The sequence below is a fragment of the Bacteroides sp. K03 genome, assembly GCF_019734355.1.
Classification (GTDB): Bacteria; Bacteroidota; Bacteroidia; order Bacteroidales; family Bacteroidaceae; genus Bacteroides; species Bacteroides nordii.
Window position 1 is genome coordinate 60,284 of the sequence record NZ_JAASHC010000019.1, and the last position, 21,510, is coordinate 81,793.

At 43.2% G+C, this 21,510-nt stretch carries 11 protein-coding genes; 1 reads left to right on the forward strand and 10 read right to left on the reverse strand.

The genetic code is table 11. The annotated features are described in order from the left end of the window. Nucleotides 1-14 precede the first annotated feature (14 nt). Both HCG69_RS13805 and HCG69_RS13810 read right to left on the reverse strand, forming a co-directional pair. Nucleotides 15-4,157: a hybrid sensor histidine kinase/response regulator transcription factor gene (locus HCG69_RS13805; RefSeq protein WP_221650510.1), complete on the reverse strand. Its 4,143-nt coding sequence runs from the start codon at nucleotides 4,155-4,157 to the stop codon at nucleotides 15-17. Between the two features lie 136 nt (nucleotides 4,158-4,293). Beyond that, nucleotides 4,294-5,430: a glycoside hydrolase family 105 protein gene (locus HCG69_RS13810; RefSeq protein WP_221650511.1), complete on the reverse strand. Its 1,137-nt coding sequence runs from the start codon at nucleotides 5,428-5,430 to the stop codon at nucleotides 4,294-4,296. Between the two features lie 171 nt (nucleotides 5,431-5,601). Between HCG69_RS13810 and HCG69_RS13815 the strand changes: the two genes are divergently transcribed. Then, nucleotides 5,602-6,564: a hypothetical protein gene (locus tag HCG69_RS13815; RefSeq protein ID WP_221650512.1), complete on the forward strand. Its 963-nt coding sequence runs from the start codon at nucleotides 5,602-5,604 to the stop codon at nucleotides 6,562-6,564. A 466-nt stretch (nucleotides 6,565-7,030) separates the two neighbouring features. Here the strand turns inward: HCG69_RS13815 and HCG69_RS13820 are convergent, their stop codons facing one another. The 8 genes from HCG69_RS13820 to lsrF all read right to left on the reverse strand — a co-directional run bounded on the left by HCG69_RS13820 (nucleotide 7,031) and on the right by lsrF (nucleotide 21,485). Continuing rightward, complete coding sequence (locus HCG69_RS13820) at nucleotides 7,031-9,184, reverse strand: hypothetical protein (protein ID WP_221650513.1); 2,154 nt, start codon at nucleotides 9,182-9,184, stop codon at nucleotides 7,031-7,033. Nucleotides 9,185-9,319: 135 nt separating this feature from the next. Then, on the reverse strand, nucleotides 9,320-10,879 hold the full coding sequence (locus HCG69_RS13825; protein WP_025867310.1) for a hypothetical protein: 1,560 nt from the start codon (nucleotides 10,877-10,879) through the stop codon (nucleotides 9,320-9,322). Nucleotides 10,880-10,998: 119 nt separating this feature from the next. Then, entirely contained in the window at nucleotides 10,999-13,452 is a 2,454-nt protein-coding gene (locus HCG69_RS13830; protein ID WP_221650514.1) for a glycoside hydrolase family 2 TIM barrel-domain containing protein, read from the reverse strand. A 13-nt stretch (nucleotides 13,453-13,465) separates the two neighbouring features. Then, nucleotides 13,466-14,695 carry a glycoside hydrolase family 88 protein gene (locus tag HCG69_RS13835; protein ID WP_122201601.1) on the reverse strand — a complete coding sequence of 410 codons (1,230 nt, stop codon included), beginning with the start codon at nucleotides 14,693-14,695 and terminating at the stop codon, nucleotides 13,466-13,468. A 139-nt stretch (nucleotides 14,696-14,834) separates the two neighbouring features. Next, nucleotides 14,835-15,572, reverse strand: coding sequence for a phospho-2-dehydro-3-deoxyheptonate aldolase (locus HCG69_RS13840; protein WP_025867305.1), 738 nt, complete (start codon nucleotides 15,570-15,572; stop codon nucleotides 14,835-14,837). Nucleotides 15,573-15,684: 112 nt separating this feature from the next. Then, on the reverse strand, nucleotides 15,685-19,677 hold the full coding sequence (locus tag HCG69_RS13845) for an SUMF1/EgtB/PvdO family nonheme iron enzyme (protein ID WP_221650515.1): 3,993 nt from the start codon (nucleotides 19,675-19,677) through the stop codon (nucleotides 15,685-15,687). Nucleotides 19,678-19,701: 24 nt separating this feature from the next. Then, nucleotides 19,702-20,607, reverse strand: coding sequence for a hypothetical protein (locus HCG69_RS13850; protein WP_025867303.1), 906 nt, complete (start codon nucleotides 20,605-20,607; stop codon nucleotides 19,702-19,704). Between the two features lie 2 nt (nucleotides 20,608-20,609). After that, nucleotides 20,610-21,485, reverse strand: coding sequence for a 3-hydroxy-5-phosphonooxypentane-2,4-dione thiolase (lsrF, locus tag HCG69_RS13855; protein WP_221650516.1), 876 nt, complete (start codon nucleotides 21,483-21,485; stop codon nucleotides 20,610-20,612). Between the last annotated feature and the right edge of the window lie 25 nt (nucleotides 21,486-21,510).

Sequence of the window (21,510 nt, forward strand, 5' to 3'; positions counted from 1 at the left end):
CTGTAATAACAAGCTTATTCCGGATTCAGATCGTCATTTAGTGATATCTTACCACCTTCACGATGTTTCATCACAAATTCCGAAGGTGAATACCCATACACAAGCTTGAAGCTGTTTGAAAAATAGGCATGACTATTAAAACCGGTAAGTACGGAAATCTCCGACACGGTATAGTCTGACTCCACCAATAGTTTAGCGGCAACTTCCAATCGTTTGTTTCGGATCAATTCGGTTGGAGACAGCTCTGTTATGGCCTTTAGTTTTCTATACAGATTGGCACGGCTTAACCCAATCTCTTTGCTCAGCAGGTCTATATTCAGATTAGGATTGGCAATGTTTTTCTCTATAATCTCAAAGAACTTTTGTGTGAAACGATCATCGGTAGAAACGATCTCGATGCCCAATGCTTCGGGAGAGAATTTTTTACCATAGAGTTTCTTTAGTTTCTCACGCGCTTCAAGCAGGTTATTGATGCGACAGAGCAAAACATCCATGTTAAATGGTTTGACAATATAATCATCGGCACCTACGGAGAAGCCTTCTTTTATATGTACAACCATCGATTTGGCAGTCATCAGCACAACCGGTATATGGCCTACACGCAGGTCTTTCTTCACCAGTGCACAAAGTTCAAGACCGTCCATACGAGGCATCATAATATCGCTAAGAATGAGATCGGGATATTTCTCTACGCAGATATTAAAGGCATCTTCGCCATTGTCTGCCTCGAGCACATAATAATAAGGTTCGAGACACTCCTTTACATAATTACGTACTTCATTGTTGTCTTCCGCCAGCAGAACAGTCCATTTCTTTTCGGCATTCATAAGAGGAAGTTTCGCTGTAGGCGGAATTACATCTTCCACAATACGCTCTTCTTCCTCCGCCGCAAAACAAGACTCATCGTACACCCCTTTACTAACCGGAATGATTACTTCGAATATAGTTCCGTGAGGTTCATTGGAGGCTACCTCAATGATACCATGATGCAGGTTGACAATAGATTGGGTCAGACTAAGCCCAATGCCTGTACCCACATTATTTTCCTGACTCACCCCTACCTGATAGAAAGGAGTGAATATGTTCTTAATCTCATCCGTAGGAATTCCTTTACCTGTATCTGTCACCAACAGGCGTATCATGTTCGTATCGGCAGGAAGCTCTCCCAACTTTTCTTGCTGCCGGGATGGCAGTTCGCTATAGGAGATTGCTCTCAGATCGAGTGAAACCTCTCCTCCGCTATTCGTAAACTTAAAGGCATTGGAAAGCAAATTGAAAACAACCTTCTCAAACAGAGATTTATCAAACCATACACTCAGGCGCTCTTCATTCCTCTCGAACACAAAGTTGATGTTCTTATTCATAGCTATCTGATTGAAAGCACAGCAAATCTCCAGCATAAAAGAGCGGATATTGCTCTTAGTGAGCCGAAGCTGCATCTTTCCATCCTGGTTCTTCCGAAGATCCATAAGCTGATTGACTAACAGCAACAGCCGTTGTGCATTACTAAATATCAGACTGAGCTTATTCTTCACGCCTGCACTGAAATCCGCCATCTGCATGAGTTCCTGCAAAGGTGCGATAACCAGCGTCAACGGAGTTCGTAACTCGTGAGAGAAGTTGGTAAACAGGCGTAGCTTGGTCTGATGAAACTCTTCAAGCTGAAACTTCTCTTTCTGCTTGAACACCAGTTCCCGTTCCAGTTTCTGCTTATTGAGGATGTAATACATGATAATTGTAAGCATAGACAAAAAGACAACGACATAGAACAGATACGCATACCAGGTCTTCCACAAGGGAGGAGTGATGATGATACGAAGTTTCTTTACCTGCTCATTCCATATCCCGTCATTATTGGCTCCTTTCACTTCAAAGGTATAGGTTCCCGGGCTCAGATTGGTATAATAGGCTTCTTTACGATTGCCGATATAATTCCATTCCTTATCATGACCTTCAAGGAAAATAGCATATTGATTCTGTTCCGGAAAAATGTAATTGAGTGCACAGTAACTAATGGATATATTATTCTGATTGTATTTCAACCTGATTTCTTCGGTATCATCGAGAATAGAGGTAAGTATAGTACTTGCTCCAGGTTCCACCTCTTCATTATTAACCACCAATCCGGTAAGAACAAGTGGCGGAATGTAAGAGTTCTGCTGCAATTCATCGGGGGTAAAGGTTACAAAACCATTGTTTCCACTAAAACAAATATCTCCGTTGGGAAGCATGGCACCACTATGAGGGGTAAACTCCTGTATGGCAACTCCATTGAAGATATTATAGTTAGCGCACTCTTTCGTCTTGATATTATAGCGTGAAATACCGTTGCTGGTACTGATCCAGAGATTGTGCTTTTCATCGGGAACAATGGCACAAACATCATTCTCAGCCAATCCCGATTCCTGTGTAACGGTGCTGATAATCCCTTTTTCTTCGTCATAAAGGGCAAGCCCCCCTCCGAACATGCCAATCCATATATTTCCGGAAGCATCACGGACAATACTGGTAATGTAGTTATTCTGCAGACGCTGGTTTTCAGACTCTTCATCCATACTGTAATAAGTCATCTCATGTCTCCACTCATCGTATTTCACCAACCCGTCATTACGGGTTCCTACAAGCAATACTCCGGGTCTCAACTCCATCATGCAACGCACACTCCTCACTCTTTGCGGAGGAAGAGTATCATTGGCCAACTTAAAACTATTCTGTACACTCTTGTCTTTTCCAAGTTTAATCAATCCCACATCCGGACTGGCAGCTCCCAACCAGAGATCACCATTCGATGCTCTCAGTATGGAATAAATAGACATGGCTTCCTTAAACTGATAATAAAGCGAGTATTTCTTTGTACGGATATTAAACTGATAAATACCACCGCGATTGGTTCCGCACCACAGGATATCACCTTCTAACATCAGCCCTTTTACAATATTCTGGCTATGCTGTAACTGAACGGAATCTTTGATAGGATAATACTGATACCTGCGCGTAGGCAGATTATAATCGAGTATCCCCCGCCCTTCTGTTGCCATATACAGACAACCAGTAGGCATACAAACCATCATACCATAAATGCCGAACATGGCATCAAAGACAGTTGTAGGATCATGAAAAACAAAGCGATTGTTGTACTTACTACTATAATTGATACCCCCGGCATAAGTGCCTACCCATACAATATTGCTTCTGTCCACAAAAAGCGAATAGATAGAGAAATGGCTGAGGTTGCCTTGTTCCAAAGAGGCGTCGGAGTGCAACAGTTTGGAGTTGTTGTGCAGGTCAATTGTATAAAGTCCGTCGAACGTACCTACAAGTAGTGTACCCTCCACTTCGGCAATACAACGGATGCTATTGTTGGAAAGTGCACTGTTATCTTTGGTATAAGTAACAATCGTTTCACGATCTATATCGAGCTTGAACAATCCGTTGTAAGTGGCTCCGCCCCAAATCTGTCCTTTGGAATCTTCAAAAATGGTAGCAACATTATTGCTGGGCAGAATGCCCAGTTTATCTTTACTATTGGCAGTGAAATGCTTCAATGGTTTCATGTTCATATCACAGACATAAAGTCCTTTGTTCTTTGTACCGATCAGCATTTGTCCCTTAGTAGTTTCATAGATATCGGCTATCAGTTCTTTCTTGATCTGTCCGTTCAGCTCAATCACCTGAAACATATCCATGTCATTAATATACAAGAACATCCCTTCGGCCGTACCTACCCACAGACGATTGCGGGAATCGACCAGCAAAGCACGAATGGAACTGTTGTAAAGCAATGGATAAGCTTTGGTATTGAAAGATTTTATCTTATTGGTTTTCAAATCAAGGCGATTGAGCCCCTTACTTGTTCCGATCCATAGATTACCGGACTTATCTTCGGCCAAAGTAGTTATGTGATTATCGCTCAAACTAAGCGAATCGGTATTGCTATGCTTATATGCCACAAAACGGTTACCGTCATATCGATTCAGCCCATTACGAGTGGCACACCAGATGAATCCTTTGGAATCTTGCATAATCTTCAGAACGGAGATTTGGGAAAGACCATCCTTCAGGTTCAGATTAGAAAAATAGAAATTCTCAGCCTCTTTGGCAACCAGCGTCGGCAAGGTGAGAAAACAAACTAAAAACAACAATAATCGTTTCTTCATTAGAATAGTAATGTGTAATTCATAATATTATTTTCTACGCAAAGATATAATATGTTGCTTACGACGCAATAGATAACAGGAAAAAAGCAAAGCCTTTCTCTGTCAACAAAAGAAAGGCTGTACAATCTTTTGAAAATCATTTCCCGAGCAATGCAACTGCACACCACAACAAAGGAGCATGTGCATGCAAATCGCCCGTGATCTGCTTACGGTTCATGTAATGATTCTTATCATTCTTTATATTTGTCCCTTCACACACATTGGTTATTTCATCATCTTCGTTGATATAGGTCACCAGTGCAAGCCAGCCTTTACGGGCAGCAACGCCATATTCTTTCTTATCAAGCCAGCCATGTTTCACTCCCACAATCATGGCATAGGTAAACATTGCCGTACCGGAAGTTTCTTTGTAGGAAGCCGGTTCATCAATAAGCTGATGCCACATGCCATCCGGGTCCTGGTTTTGTCTGAGTGTATCCATCATCTTCTTATAAGCCTCCATTATAGTAGTACGGTCCGGATTATCTTTCGGAAGAATAGATAGTAACTGGGCCATACCGGCAGCCATCCAACCATTGCCACGTGCCCAGAAAAAGGGAGCTTCGGGAGAGTGATAAAACAGTCCGTTGGGACGCTGAATCTTTTTGAGGTACATCGCCATCTCACGGGCAGCACGATCAATATACTTCCGGTCACCTGTAGCACGATAGGCCTGCGACTGAATGGTAGTGATCATAAACATGTCATCAATCCAGATACGTGTCTGCCAGGAATAACCCTTATCAGCATACGCCTTCTGTTCGGGAGTAGCATCAACAGGAGCTTCCCACTGTGTATCGGCATATCGCATACCAAGATCATAATAGCGCTGATCACCTTTTTTCTGTATATAAAGTTCAAGTGGAACTGCTCCTACCACATTATGATCTACATGATTCATACGGGGAAGCATCTTCTGCTCTGTGGAGAAAAGAGGTTCAAAACGATCTTTAAGTTTATCAAGTAAAGGTTCGTTTTTGGTAACTTTACCAAACCAAAGAGCACCCAACCACGCACAAGCGTCGGGATACGTGATATAATTAGGAGCTTTCTCCGCCCTCGGATTTCCGAAACGGGTATGCGGGGTGACAATAAACTTATTAGCGATCCGATTACCTACTTCAAGAGGAGTAGAACCTTTTGGAAATTTAGTGAGATTATACTCTTGTGCTTGTAAAGAAGAAAACATCAGGCAAGCGCCTGCCAAAAGGAAAAAGAATTGTTTGTATTTCATAATATAAGTATTTTGTATTATTGTGACAAATGTAAGGGATAATCCTTCAAAAGGCTTGAACTATTGTATCAATCGTTATCAATATTATCCCGAAGCGTATCAGTCCGAGATAACGGAAAGAATTAAGAGATATATTTGCATCATTAATTTATCTTACATGAATAGAATATTATGAAGAAGCAATCACTTATTTACCCATTTGTAGCAGCATGCATGTATCTTGCTCCCTGCCTGCCATGCCATGCTGGAGATGTTTTCAAAAGTTCCGTTCCGGAAAAGGATTCTATCGCATATACTCTACAGGGAAGTATGCAAGCTGACGAGAGTCTTGTTGGCAAAGATTACAATGCCATTCACCAATATATGCGTCGGTTGGGATGGGATTACAGCGAGCACCCCAACTCTTCGCTCAAAGACCATCATACTGGAGTACATGCAGAAGTGGTATATGATAATGTATTGAAACAATATGTTTTCAAATTTACCAACCATGCAGGAGAATTCCTCGACGGTGACCGCGGATCGCTGAAAGACCGCCAACGCAATGAAATGAAAAGCCAGACCTCGCCCGCATGGCAAAAACTAAATGGTAACCGGGATGAATGGCAACAGCTAAAATGGAAATTCAAAATACCGAAAGGATTCCGTCCTTCGACTTCATTCTGCCATATTCACCAGCTCAAAGCACAGGAAGGTAATAACGGTGCACCTCTTATCACCATCACACCGCGTTGCGATGCAGACGGCAGTAACCGCCGGATACAGGTCATTCATACAGGTGACACAAGGGCAAGCTCCAAAGGAATCCTTATTGACAATATCCCTCTCAAAGAGTTTGAAGATGAATGGGTACAGGTAGAGACTGAAATGCACTATACAGACCACGGTTCCTTTCGCATAAAGATTACCCGTATCAGTGACGGAAAAGTACTGATAAATCAATTTTTTGATGATGTTGATCTCTGGCGTAGCGGAGCAACCAATATCCGCAATAAGTTTGGTATCTACCGTAGTTTGGGAGGTAGAATGGAAGGTTCTGATGACCGGCCTAAAAACGGTATCAAAGACGAACATATCTACTTGGGTGACTTTCGGGTATACGAACGTTTGCCGTATGGAAAGACACGTAAGTAGTAAAAGCAGAAAGAAAAGAAAGATAGTCAATTACCGCTTTTAAAGAGCAAAAGGATAGAAATATCAAAAATCGGTTAATAAGACTTTCTGTTTGAAACAGCCATCCAAGAAAACTTTACAAAAAAGAACCGCATAAACATTCACATAAATAAACTTTCCCGGTAAGATATGCACATTTTCTTACCGGAAAAGTTTGTTTTTATCGGTAGGACACGATTTATCAGAGTAGCGAAAAGAGACAAAAAAGAAAGTAGCAGAACAAACCCAGTATCAACTATCTACAATCATAAAGATAGTTACAAAAAAAGAAAGCATTTCATTCTAACACCGAAATAATCCAAGTACAAACTTTATGCGTTCTCACAACGCGTCTACAATGCCTTCAATTCTGTAAACCAGAGTTCTGCTCTGCTACAACGTTATAAAAAGGATATAGAAAATACATTTTGTTAAACCTCTCATTCCGTCAGTCACAAACTGAAGATATACCTTCATTTCCCAAACCGGAAAAGCAGGAGGCAAGATTAGTAAAATCAAGAACAGCAATCTCGCCAGGTTTCAAAGTCAACGATAGCATATCACCATAACGATACGAGGCTTTCACTCTACTGCCCACACTTCCCAAAGGAGATGAGACATGATAAATCATATCCGTTGCGGGTAATAATCCCAAATTACGATCAAGCATCACACTATAAGTTTGCTCCTTTTCCGAAGGGTTGTGAAAAGAGAGATACCCCTGAGTTTTATTCCAGGCACTGTAGCCGTACACCTCATTGTTGCGAGGCGAACCACCATGCATACGGACATTATGAAAAAGCGGGAATACTTTCTGAGCCCATTTCAAACCATCGGCCAGAATGTCCCAATCGGAATAAGACAACTTTTCCGTCTTGATATACAGCTCAATAAAGCCAGTGCCCCGGCTAAGATTCATATACAAATAATCACGGAAAGCCTCCGGTGTTTCATCCGGACCTGTTTTCTTAGGTTCATGATTGAAAACAGAATTCATCGGAAACTTCGTATTCTCTTCTTTCCATATCTGATGGTATACATTATCACGATATACCAGTTCCCCGTTACGATTGTTTCCTTTGGCAGCATCTCCGGCATTAATCAGCCAAACCACATCAACGTACTGCAACCACCAGGGACTAAGATAAGCTCCATTCGTGATAGCAATAAAAATATCCAGATTCACTTCTCCCAAACGATTAAAAATCCTCATCAAACGTTCTGTTCCGGCGGTCAGGTAATAAAGTTTCAATTCGTCATACCGGGAATCATTCAAGCGCTCGTCATTGGAAGAAAAGCCTTCAACTCCAAGTTGTGGCATAGCAGCCGTACCTCTTCCCTGCAACTCAAAATCACGGATATTAAGGTGTCCGAACAGCCCGTCAAATTTAAAATAAGAGACACCCCCGGAAGCAAGCTCCACAACCCGGTCTTCAAGTTTCTGCATATATACAGCTCCCGTCATAGACATACCATAAGAGAGAGATTCATACCCATATTCACGCATTTTAGGAACCATCTTCAATCCACCCAAAATGGAAGCCGGACTTAACCAAAGTCCAAGCTTAGAGTTGGCTTCTTTCGCTGCTTGCCGACTTTCGGAGAAATCGGGAGAAAACTTTGAATTAACCGTCCATACCTTTTCGGACCAATCAGCAGTCGCCGGATCGGCATTTTGCCAACCATCATCTATGACGTAAGCATTCAAAGGTGTACACCCTCGTTCAAGCACCAGTTCACTATTCACTTTACGCACACTGGCTGTAAACGTTCGGGCCGAAACACTCTTTCCAAAATCAAACCAACTGTTGTACTGAATCTGCAAGCGAAGCGGACGTTTTCTTATTTTATTGATATAAGCGTAAAAGGCATCATCAAGATAAGCCGGATCATCGGCCACGCCAACCACGCTCTTATAGGTTGTATACTCTTCGCCTTTAGAAAGTCCGCAACCACGAAGATAGCCACAGGACATTTTCCGATCCGTTACCAGATTGGTTGCCGCAGGAAATTCGATTCCCCAATAGGTAGCCGTTTCTGTTGTATAAAGAGGTTGTCCCAGACCCGGTTTCCAACGGGCACTCCCCTGAGCCGTAATTTCTTTTGTAGTATAGTTTTGCCGGGCATCAGCGAAAGAGATAGACTCCACATCAACGCGTTCCAATGTAACATCCTTACCAGAGCGAATCTGCAAGTACTTGTGGCAAAAAGAATCATCATCCGTCAATTCATAGCTGACCGTCACCGAAAGTTCTTCTTTTTTATTATTAAGTACAAACCTGTAACCACGGCCTTTCTTGTTTGATGTAAGATTGTAGTCGGAAACAGAAAGTACTGTAAAATCTTTAGCAGTCAAAATACGGTCGGTACCTTCTTTGTCGGTACCCTCAGAAATGCGCAAGGCAAACTCTTCACATGAGAGAGGCGTCAACGTTTTACCAGAAAGTTTATTGTAAATAGATTGAGTAGCCAGGACACCGTTGTTTACTTCAAGCGTACGTACCAGAAAGGGGTTCTCCAAACGATAAGCAGCAGTCTGGGCACCAAGAGTCACAGTAATCACACACAGAATGATAAAAGATAGAAAAGTTTGTTTATTCATAAGGTTCGAAAGTAAGATGTTAACAGAACAATTTGTTCAAATTCACCACAGAGTACACAAAGACATCAAGGGGTTGCATATTCGATTACAAAAGTAATAAAACTCTGTAACCTCTGTATACTCTGTGGTGAGTTTTTACTTAGTCAATATCTGCAAGTCTGCTCCTTTTTGTCTTGCCATAAGCTGGGCCACATACAAAGAGCGAGGGAAAATATTAATCTCATTCTGTCCTTCCCAAATGCCTTCGGGACGGTCTTTGAAATGTCCGGGCACCTTCTCTCCCTTCGTTCCGATACTATAATTGTTTCCGGAAACCCAAGGATTTTGTATAGCAGCACGGCGCACCCGGCAGTTCCATAAGACTTGTGTAACGCCGGCCCAACCATGTCCGCTTCCCATCTGTCCCCGATCCTGAACATTAATTTCTCCGTCGGTGATTATATTGTCATAAAGAGTACCCACTGCCCAACGGTGATGCGGACCTATATCTGCAAATGTCTGGGAAGCGGAACAATTATAAAATACATTCGGCCCGCACACACGCGCCCCGGTCACATAGTCATGACGCCCTTCGGAACTCTGGCAATTCATGAAAAGATTCTGTTGCCCCCAATTATTGAAACCATAACGGAAACCACCTGTAATAAGTGATTTTGCTTCAAGACAACGGCTGTTAGAAACCGTTACGTTCTTAGCCATCGCCTCACAACTAACAGCTGCATACCCCAGGTAACGACAAGTAATATTGCGTGCCCAGCAGTTTTCTACTTTATCAAACTCCACACCTATCCAACCATGCTGATTATCCTCATAGTTTTCAAACTCAGACTCAAGACAAAGATTGCTGACTCCTACTTCACTGATACGTCCGTCAAATGTATACTTATAAATCTCACCGCCACCATATTTGGCATCCATCTGCATTACAACAGGATTATCAATATAAATACGGTCGCCTTCTACTTTGGTTATCTCACGTTCAAAAGCAAGATTATACTCTTCGGGAGTCCATTGACGGGTACCTTTACGTTCTACAATTTGATCCATTTTAAGGTCGTGTATCCACTGTGAAGTACCGGGGCGATAAAGCATAATGCGATCTCCCGGACGAAAACCTTTACCCGAAGAAACCCGGAAAGAATGGGTACCAACAGGAACGAATGTATCTGTAATCTTTGCCCGTGTACCCGGCACTTCTTTCGCTCTTCCCGTACCGGATACTTTTATTAACGAATACCGCTTTTTCCCTGTAGCCAAAAGACGGGTTTCATTCACATTTTCTCCCTCTCCCTCTAATACAACACCACTGGCGGTAATAAGAATACTCTCAGAGATCTTATAAATACCTCGTTTGAGTAAAACCGTCCCCCGGTGTCCATCCTTATCGGGCTTCATTTGCGAAACTTTATCAATTGCCTTTTGGATAACGTTATGGCTATCTCCGTTCGCTACCGGCGAAACGATTATCGTAGCCGGATAAGCCGGAATGCTCTTATCTCCGTGATGATAACCTACACGGCTGAAATCCGGGATTGTATTTCCTTCTTTATCAGGATAATATGTAAGTTCTCCCGCATCGGTTATCTTTACCAGGCTGGATTGCCAGGCAGGCGGGAGTTTGGTTTGTGCCAATGCCCCTGTAACAAAGAAGACAATAAAGGCCCCTCCACAAATTAGGTTCTGAAATTTACTCATTGAATTGAAAATTGAAAATTAAAAATTGCTATGCAGCGCGTTGTCGTTTAATTGAAAGTCTTATAGAGTTGAAAGTTACTATGCAGCATGACAGCGCAGCAACTTTCAACTTTCAACTTTCAATTTTCAATTAACAACGTTACTGTAGGAATACCTTCGGCTTTCACCGCAACAACGGATTTTCCTTTGGGTTGGCGAACGCGGATACCTGCATGTCCATTACATGCCTGCACTTTGCGCGATCCCATGGCAGTACCTTGATTTTGTATCAACTCACCATCGCCTGCTATTTCAAAATGAACGAACATACGGGAGTCCAGGCAGCGAACTCCATTGGTATCCAATAACTGTGCTGATACCTCAAACATATTATCTCCACAAGGTGTCGCAGTAAGTTGTATAGTAGCCTCTGCCCCCCACTTCTCCGTTTGATACTCAAAAGATATTTCGTCTGTGATGCTTTCCTTACCGGTAGAAACAGCCTTAACCGTATTCTTTCCGACATTCAAAGGTACATTCCAACGTAGTCCGGCAGCAGGAAAGTCCTGACTATTACGTTTCTTTATTCCCCGGCTCACTCCATTGACGAAAAGTTCTACTGAAGGGCAGTTTGAATAAACCAGTATCTCTTTCTCCTCACCCGCATTTCCCCAACGCACCGGCCAGCTGTGCCCATATATATGTATCATGGGCTTCTCTGTCCAATAAGACTGGAATACATAGTAACTTTCTTTCTTCGTAAAGTCACGCTCTACAACCCCTTTCTGATTCATATACGGTACCGGATTTTCGGGACGTATCGGAGTAGAGAAATCTTTGAAAGGCCAATAAGCTGCTCCTGTCAACCAAGGCATATTCTCCTGTTCTTTCAGGTGCCAATCAATCAGCTTTACGATATATGTTTCGCTCCAATCCCCTTTCTTAAGCACTTGTGCCGAACCATTCAGTGCTGCATCAGCATCGCTCTCACCTGCTTTACGAATGGCTGCCACCACCTCGGCATGACGTCCGGCATGGCTGTCACCTCCCCACTCTACGTGTAGGAAATGTTTCACCTTTTCCATCTCAGCAAGAGACATTTCCTGATAATCGGTATAATTACCCCGATACCAGCCTGCCCAGATAGAAGGCGAATAAACATCAACAATATCACTACAGAAGGCGCAACGGCGAATAGCTGTCTTACGACTATCATCCAGCTGATGCGAAAGGGTGTGAAGCTCACTCATCAACGAGCGGATCTCTCCTTGGTTAAATGTTTCAAAATCATTCGGCCAGTCATTCTCGTTTCCGAGTCCCCAAATGATCACGGCAGGATGATTGCGGTGTTGTTCTATCATGTCTGTCAACATGTGTTTGGCTTGTGAACGGTACTTTTCTCCACCTACCCCTCCACGGCACCAGGGAATCTCCTCCCATACCAGGATACCCAGGCTGTCACAAAGGTTAAGGATTATTTCTGACTGCTGATAATGTCCCAGACGAATGAAGTTAACACCCATCTCTTTCATCATCTGCATCTCTTGTCGCATCTGATCTTCGGTCATGGCAGCAGCTACCCCCGCATGATCTTCATGCCGATGTGTACCACGTAATAACAACCGACGCCCATTCAAATGGAACGGACCTTTTTCTATAAATTCAAACGTACGGAAACCAAAACGTTCGGAAGCAGTAACTGCCTGTCCATTGGCACGCACAGTAACCTCACACGTATAAAGCAGCGGGTTATCCACATCCCATACCTGAGGCTTTTTTAACGGGACGTCGGCAAGGCAGAATTCGCCGAGAGGAGTGACTTCATCCTGCCTGCCGGATAGTACCACGTTCCCTTGAGAGTCTTTCACGCGCCATTCAACAGTGGCTTTTCTCACATCCGAAGGATTATAAAAGAAAGAATTTATTTTCAGGGTTGCCTGCTTCAGTTTCTGATCTAAAACCGGCTCTATCTTTAGCGAAGCTATAGAAACCTCCGGAAGATAAACCAGATTGAGATAACGGTAAATACCTCCATAAAGATTAAAATCGGAAAGATCTGAAGGTATCATTTCGGCATCACGCGTATTGTCGCAACGAATACTCAAAGGGACACGTCCTCCAAAACGCTCAGCCTCTTTACTGGAAAGGAATGTGTTTACGGCATCTGTTATATCCACATTCCAACTATCATAACCACCTGTGTGACCAGCCACTTTAGTCATATAGATATAAACATCTGTCTTTTGTCCTGCTCCTTCAAATTCGAGCAGGATACGACCGTTTTTATAGGGATTGTCTATCGTGAGTTGTGTTTTATACCAGCCCGGTCCCTGATAGTAATTCACATCCGGATCTACTGCATCTTCTGCATTAAAGCAATGTGGAAGAGTTACTTTTGTCCAAATGGGTGATCCTTCCGGTTGTCCGACTTTCATGGGTCTGACAAGTTCCCATATATTACCAACATCCTGTCGAAGAAATTCCCAGTTATCCGTTAAACGAAGTTTTTGTGACTGCGTCACAGGAACCTTTGCACCAAGATTCCCGCTCAGCAGCATCAAACTAACTAATAAACCAACAATTGTATTTTTCATATTTACACCGCTTTTACAATACAGCGTTTCCTTCTTTTTCCAGTTTTGATTTTCTGAGTAAAGCCTCAAGGAAATAATAGTCTGCATAGACGATAGGAACATCTATCTCGGACTTATGAGGAGCAGAACCCGTACTGTGAAGTAAAAGGAAACCACGATCACCATTCAACGCTGCACGATAGTTCTTACTCAAATTACTGACAATTGTATCGGCCCATTCTTTATACTGCACAGCATTGTCCTTGTCGTACATAGAAAGCTCATACAGCGCACAAGCTATAACAGCTGCTGCCGACACATCTCTCGGTTCGTCAGGAATATTAGGAGCGTTGAAATCCCAATAAGGAATCAAGTCTTCAGGAAGTGTTTTACTGGTAAAGATATAGTTGGCAATATGTTTGGCCTGTTCCAGAAATTCCGGAAGATTCGTTTCACGGTAACACATAGTATAACCATATAATCCCCACGCCTGTCCACGTGACCATGCTGATTCATGCGCATATCCCTGATGTGTGTTCTTTTTCAGAACCTCTCCGCTGATTGTATCATAATCAATTACATGATACGAACTATAATCGTCGCGGAAATGATTCTTCATTGTTGTACGTGCATGGTTTACAGCGATGTCATAAAATTCTTCCCGGTTGGTTTGTTTGTAAGCCCAGAACAGTAACTCCAGATTCATCATATTATCTATAATAACAGGACACTGCCATTTATCTTTATTGTGATCCCATGAACGGATACAACCCACATTGGGTTTATACCGGGTAATCAGCGTTTCTGCCGATTCGATAAGTATTCCTTTATAATCAGAATTATGCGTCAAACGGTATCCGTTACCAAAACTACAAAATACTTTAAAGCCCATATCATGGGTACGGCCATTGGTCTTTTCACGCTCAATAGGTGCGGTAAACTCTTCAGCTTTCTGTCGCCAATACTCATTGCCGGTATATTCATACATATACCACAATTCTCCCGGAAAGAATCCGCTGCACCAATCCCGTGAAGCGACGAGATGCAGTGAACCATCCGGTTCGATATTACGAGGGCTGACTAACATCTTCTCTTTTTGCTCTTCTGTAAATGCAGACTTCACCTGGTCTATTTCCGAAAAGGCGAAATTCAATTGCCCGGAAGCAAAATCGAAGTTATCTTTTAACACATCCGCTGGTTGGGTAGTTCGGCTACATGCGCCGCATACTATCATTAGTGATAGCAGTCCTGTTTTGATTTTCATGGTTATTTTATAATTTATTTTGTCCAATGCAAAAATAGGCTATTAGCCTGACTCGGGTTTATATTATTATTCCATAGACTTGCACTATTATCCCAATCTTAGGTTTGAGACAAGAAAACATACCATTTTTCAATCCTGATCAATCTATATTCAGCGTATGTAACATATCCGACAAAGCCGCGGGGGTCAATTGTTGTGCAGCATCAGACAAAGCTTCCTGCGGGCAACAGTGGGATTCAATAAACAATCCGTCCACTTTCAGAGATAGTGCCTCCTGACAAATCTGAAGCAACAACTCACGTTTTCCTGCAATATGACTGGGATCACAATAAACAGGTATACCAGGAACGCGATTACGGAGTTCTTTTATCTGATCCCACAACGGAGAATTGCGATAAGGCGCATTGTCTACCAGGCAAAAGCCTCTATGTATGGCACCAATGCGCTTTACCCCCGCGTGTTGCAGGCGTTCGATAGCTCCTATCCATAGTTCCAGATCGGGAGAGACAGGATTCTTTACCCATATTGGAATATCTGTTCCACGTAATGCCTCGGCAAGTTCATGCATCATAAAAGGATTCACTGTAGTACGAGCTCCAATCCAAAGCATATCCAACCCGGCATTTAAGGCAGCTTCTACATGTGAGGGCAGTGCCACTTCAGTCATCACCCGCATACCTAAAGTTTGCTGTATCTCTTCCATCCATGCCAGTCCCTTCTCGCCCACTCCTTCAAATGTTCCGTAGTGTGAACGAGGTTTCCACAATCCTGCACGCAATGTCCGGATACCTACGGCCCGTAGTTGGGTTGCAGTCTTCATCATTTGTTCGCGAGTCTCAGCACTACAGGGACCCGCAATAAGTTCTATTTTATCCATTCGGTCTTCATTTTATTTCACCACACAATAACACAAAGTTTCACAGAGTACTACTTATGATTCTCAATAATAATAAACTCTGTGAAACTCTGCATTACTTTGTGATAAACTCTTAGTCTTCTATAATCACACGGAAGCCAACATTATAAACCTTCTGCCAGGGCAGATAAGCTTTCCGGTAATAAGATGTACAAGTTTTGGGATGTTCCGTCCATGATCCACCGCGGGCTACCTTTTCTGTACCGGTACCGTCTTGTGCTTTCTCATTATACGGATAAGGCATATAGTCTGAACGGGTCCATTCGGCTACATTACCCTGCATATCATACAATCCCCATGGATTGGCCTGATAACTACCCCCTTTTACCATCAGCATATTACCATCATCCACTCCGTTCTCTTTCGGCTGGTATGTGTAATACTTATACCAACTGTCATTCGGATTCATCGGTTGTGGATTCACACCACGCACGGCCGCTTTATTCAATTGTACATCGGCCAGATTCTCAAACTTGGCAAAGTCCGTATTCAGGGAACCATACCAGAAGTCATCATCACTACCAGCCCGGCAAGCCCACTCCCACTGTACCTCTGTAGGCAGGGTTACATTCAATCCGGTCTTCTCACTCAACTTCTTACAGAAGTCCATAGCTTCTTGCCAGCTTACACGGATAGCCGGTTGTTCCGGATTATTAGCCGGATAACCTTCGTGTACGTGGTCTTTCCAAAGTTGACCAATAAAACGGCTGTTATGCTCAGGGAAGATGGTACGGAATTGTTCATTGCTTACCTCTATTTCACCCATCCAGAAAGCTTTCTTCACGACCTGTTTGCTTACAGGAGAATAGTCGGAATGTCCGCGGTTACTACCCATTACGAAGGAACCAGCCGGAACTCGTACAAAGTTCATCCGGATACCAGGAGCAAGTTCAATGCTCTTCTGCGTTTCTGTTTCTTTGCTCAACATCGCCTTGGCAGTAGCAGCATCAAAGGGCCAGCCTTTCAGTTTCACCTCTTTGTCTTTATATTCCTTACGTTCAGGCTTCACAGCAGCAGGTTTTTCCTGTTTGCTCAGATAGTCGGCATACGAACGGATTTCGGCTTTCCAGTCTACACCCGAACCTGCATATTTCTCTGTCAGTTCCGTACGACGGCTGATCTGCTCTACCCCTTTAAATACATTGGCTTTGAACTTGCCATGATAAGGCGCATTGAAGTCAATCCAGTTGTACAAGGTCTGCCATTCTTTATCTGTCAGTTCCACACCATGATGTCCTTTCTTCAGTAGCTTTATAAGCGGACTTACAGAAGCATGATATTCATACGGATTCAGTACTTCTATTTCGGCTTCCGGTCCCTGACGGTACACAAACGGATGAAGATTCAGATAACTTTCACCAAATCCGGTAAACTTATCAATACGTCCTCCGGTGAAGTCGGCCAGTTTACTATCGCTATTGTGGCAAGCTACGCAGGCACGGTCAAGTACCGGCTGTACTTCCAGATCAAAAGTAAAGGAACGCTGTCCACCTTCAGGCTTCGTTATGGTATGAGGAGCAATCTGTGAGGCTATCACACGTTTAGGAATAGGAATCTGATTCTGATCCTCATGGCAACCGATACATGAAACCGTTTCACCCGGCATACCGGTCAACCAGCTACGCATCCACTGAATAGCACGTCCTTCACTATCCAACGGCTGAAGTGAAATAGGCGTATTGGCAGGTATTTTAAACATAGCAGAACCATCTTCTTCTACCGGAACCGTACCCAGTAAACGTTTGATATCCCAACCACTCTGTACCCCCTGTGCCCAATGATCAGACGGAGTTTTGTTGTAAGCATACTCATAAGAAAGTACACGGAATGCCTTCACTGTACCACGGGGTACACCTTTTAAACCTTCACCTTCGTAAATATCCTGAATAAATACCGTGGCTTCCTTATCACCCGGCTTAATCTTTTCCGGAATTATAGGAGGAGTCGGAGTCTTCTTCACAGGTATCGGACAAATTAATCCTTCACCTTCATATTCGGCAATCAGAGTCAAATTATCAAATACGTCTATCAGATAAATACCCCATAATGCATTCTCATTCAACTTAGCTGCAACCAGGAAGTATTTATCATTCAACGGATAAGGCTTAATAAACTGAGGCCATACACCGTCTACCAGACGATCTTTTACAATCGGTTCAATCTTGCGATCTCTGAAAGGAAGTTCCTGTAACATGCCTTTCTCCGATTTGCGGCTCTTAGCCGGATCAAAGATCATCAGGCGACCGGAACGGGTTACACCATGGTGACCGGAGATAACGCCTACAAACTTAGAGGTATTACCCGGAAGCGGCTTTGCATCGAAAGTACTGTTCGGGAAGTAAGAGCCACTACCGTAAAGTGACTTCTGCTCAGTACCATCCGGATTCATATGCATCACAAAACGTGAAAAATAATGCGTTAAGTCAGTATATTCCCAACGGGTATACATGACACGGCCATTATTCATCACTGTCGGTGCCCAGTTAGCATCCTGGTCAAAAGTGAGGCGACGCAAAGAATTGTCTTTCGGATCATACAGACACATATTACCGACTTCATCGTTACCATTTACACAAGGTACACCATTGTAACCTATATTAGAGACTGCAATCATCTTGCCGGAAGGCAGATAAGTAGCGTCAAAAAACTCAAGATCAGGTTCCAGATCAGGAATCATCTTTTTCAGCCCTTTACCATCTACACCTACCTCAAACACTTGCCAGCGTTTGTCGGTATCCACCATAGAGAACAAAATACGGTCAGCGTCCCAATGCAATTTAAGGTCAGGAAGAGACGAACCGTTAGTTGGTTTAAAAATCGTTCTCGACTTAATATCGCCACGAAGATTTGACAACTCAGTAATCTCAGCATCAAAGCCCCCACGGGAAGCAGAAGTCTGATTAGACCAGTTGTTATTTTGTGTTCCCAATGCACGAGGTGTGGCCTGACGGGCAGTAGTACCTATCTTATAACGACCTACAATCAGTTTGTCAACATCCAGTTCAGGATTAGCCAGCAAGATATCCCGTTTTAGTTTCAGCGCTTTATTGGCAGTCTCCAATGCAGCGGGTTGATTGGTATAAATATCATTGAAACCTCTTCCGGTAAGCATTTTCAATTCTGCCAACCGGGTTTGGTTAGTTGTCTGATCAAAACCTTTATACTGATTCATATCATTTACAGCTTCCTCAATAGCGCGGATATTGATCCATGCCAGAGCCTCCTGCAATTGATAAACATTCATTGCATCCTGAGCCAGATTCAGATAGCCAATAACCTGTTCGTCCAATGCAGTTTTTTGAGATACCTGTTGCAACAAAGCATTAAAATGTTTCGGTTCCTTCAAGAGCCTGATAACAGATTCTGCAACGTGTTTCTCAATACTTGCATCATACGTAGTCACCAACGCTTTCATATCTCCACCGGCAAAGGGCAGGAACAGAGCAGCTTCCCCAGGATAGTCATTCACAAGTTTACCGGCAGCTTCACCACCCGTAATACCTTGTACGCGGAAAATAACCGAACCATTTGAAGAACGGTTCTCCAATCCTATTTCTGCTTCAAAACGCACATACTTCTTGTCTAACGGAACAATAATCTGTGCATTTCCCCCCGTCATAATAGTACGATTATAGGTTTTTCCTTTCATCGTTACAGCAGCATTCTTAGCATTTACATTGTAACGCAAACCGCCACTGGTACCTTTTTTAAAGGTATTCTTCAAATCATTTAACCACACGGATGAACCGTCGGCAGCAACCAGCCGGGCATTTGCCCACACTGGCTGATCATCGGAAGTACCGTCCACCGTACTCCAGGTATAAAGTACCATTTCGTCCAGTCCGCTGATGTCAGCAGAGAATGGCTCTGCTGCCGCTTTCGACTTAATCACTTTAGAAGCGACCGGACGAAGCGTTTTTTGCATCTGTGCATCAGCCTGACTCTTTGCCCGGGCAATACTTTCTGCCCAGGTAGCAGGTTCGGCTACCTTTGCCCTTTTCTTCTGTGCAAAAACAGAAAGGGACAATGCCATGCAAACGGACATTATTACTATTTTCTTATTCATATCAGTTATGTATTAGTTTGAGGATTACTCTACTACATTTATCTTAAATTTGGGATTACTCACCAGACAAGCTGCCGAAACTTTACCGATATTTTCTTTATCATTCAAGCTCCATAATACTTTTCCGTTTGCATCCACTTCAATGAGTTGAGGTTCATCTACTGTAGCATCTTTTGTGTGTCCATACCAGTTACAGATCAGCAAATTTCCTTTGCCCGCATCCAATATCTGTCCCACAAAAAGCAGCGAAGCACCTTGTACATCTTCAGACGTTACCCGTTTGAGTTCCTTCCCTGTTTTACGGTCAATAACCTGAAAAAAGTGCCCGTCTCCACAAGGAAGCAATATATTCCCGTCTCTCAATTCGAGTGAAGAAAAAGCCCGGCCTCCTGTCGGAAACTCTGCCACTACTGCACCTTTCCGGTTTATTTCCATCATTTTCTGTTTTCCCATGACAGGAAGCAGATAATTCTTGTTGCGCAACTGGAAAACCTGTCGGAACTGACCATGTGGTTTTTCTATTTGCAGGTCAATCTCCACACGGTTACGCTCCTTTCCGTTCTTATCCAGTTCAATGAGCCGTGCCGGATTGCCACAGATGCCAAGAAGAAATCCGCCATCCTTCAAGAGAGTTGCTGATTGAAGTTCCGTTCCTTCCGGGGCTTTATAATCCCAGATCACACGGTGATCTGTCCCTATCAGCTTTGCTCCTTTTTTGTAAGAATAGAGAATATTGCCCTGTCGGGTAACAGCTACAGTATTACACTCCTCTCCTTTTTCTAATGCATGTTTCCATTCTACAGCCCCCGATTGCTTATCTACTATCATTACCGCAGGATTTCCCGAACCGGCAAGTACCAGTTTTTCCTGTGCAGACAAATGCAACGAACAACTAAGAAATAACAGAGCTAATAAACGCAGGCGTATCATCACTATTTAGCTTTTAATTCGTTAAACAGTTCAAAAGCCTGATCTACACTATAGTTCTGGTGTACTACTGCATAAACTGCCTGAATCATTGCGGCGGGAGCTTCTGACTGGAATACGTTACGTCCCATATCTACCCCGGAAGCACCGTCATTGATAGCCATATAACAAAGCTCAAGCGCTTCCCTCTCCGGAAGTTTCTTACCACCGGCAATCACTACGGGAACCGGGCAGGCAGCTGCCACTTTCTCAAAACCGTCGCAATAGTAAGTTTTTACAATGTTAGCGCCATTCTCGGCTGCAATACGTGAAGCTAAACCAAAATAACGTGCATCACGAGCCATTTCTTTACCAACGGCCGTAACTCCCATTACAGGAATGCCATAACGTGTACCTTTATCTACTGCCTTGTAGAGATTAGCCACCGTTTTAGCTTCATGTTCTTTATCACCGATAGCCAGCATCACTGCCATAGCCGAAACGTTCATGCGTACTGCATCTTCGATATCAATCAATACATTGTCATTCAATTCTGTCAAAATGGAGGTACCGGCATCCGAACGCAAGCAAATTGATTTGTTTGTGGTGGGTGGAATAACAGACTGCAAAACACCACGGGTACACATCAGACAATCTGCATACTCAATAAGTGGTACAATGTTCAGGTCGATACGTTCCAGTCCGGAAGTAGGCCCCATTATAAAACCATGGTCACAAGCCAACATCACTGTACGTCCTGTCGCAGGATTAAATATACGTGATAACCGGTCTTTCATTCCCCAGGGAAGATTTCCTGCGCCTTTTATGTGGAAAGTCTGATTTGCCACAGCCTGGTCCAGCCCAAAGTTGCAGCCATCTCTTAAATCATCTAAATCTGCCATTTTCTCTTATTCTGTTTTTATATAT

Coding starts and splice junctions, on each gene's coding strand:
- HCG69_RS13835 (WP_122201601.1), bottom strand. CDS start 14,695: ATGAAAATCAAAACAGGACTGCTATCACTAATGATAGTATGCGGCGCA.
- HCG69_RS13820 (WP_221650513.1), bottom strand. CDS start 9,184: ATGAATAAACAAACTTTTCTATCTTTTATCATTCTGTGTGTGATTACT.
- HCG69_RS13830 (WP_221650514.1), bottom strand. CDS start 13,452: ATGAAAAATACAATTGTTGGTTTATTAGTTAGTTTGATGCTGCTGAGC.
- HCG69_RS13850 (WP_025867303.1), bottom strand. CDS start 20,607: ATGATACGCCTGCGTTTATTAGCTCTGTTATTTCTTAGTTGTTCGTTG.
- HCG69_RS13810 (WP_221650511.1), bottom strand. CDS start 5,430: ATGAAATACAAACAATTCTTTTTCCTTTTGGCAGGCGCTTGCCTGATG.
- HCG69_RS13840 (WP_025867305.1), bottom strand. CDS start 15,572: ATGGATAAAATAGAACTTATTGCGGGTCCCTGTAGTGCTGAGACTCGC.
- HCG69_RS13815 (WP_221650512.1), top strand. CDS start 5,602: ATGAAGAAGCAATCACTTATTTACCCATTTGTAGCAGCATGCATGTAT.
- HCG69_RS13845 (WP_221650515.1), bottom strand. CDS start 19,677: ATGAATAAGAAAATAGTAATAATGTCCGTTTGCATGGCATTGTCCCTT.
- lsrF (WP_221650516.1), bottom strand. CDS start 21,485: ATGGCAGATTTAGATGATTTAAGAGATGGCTGCAACTTTGGGCTGGAC.
- HCG69_RS13825 (WP_025867310.1), bottom strand. CDS start 10,879: ATGAGTAAATTTCAGAACCTAATTTGTGGAGGGGCCTTTATTGTCTTC.
- HCG69_RS13805 (WP_221650510.1), bottom strand. CDS start 4,157: ATGAAGAAACGATTATTGTTGTTTTTAGTTTGTTTTCTCACCTTGCCG.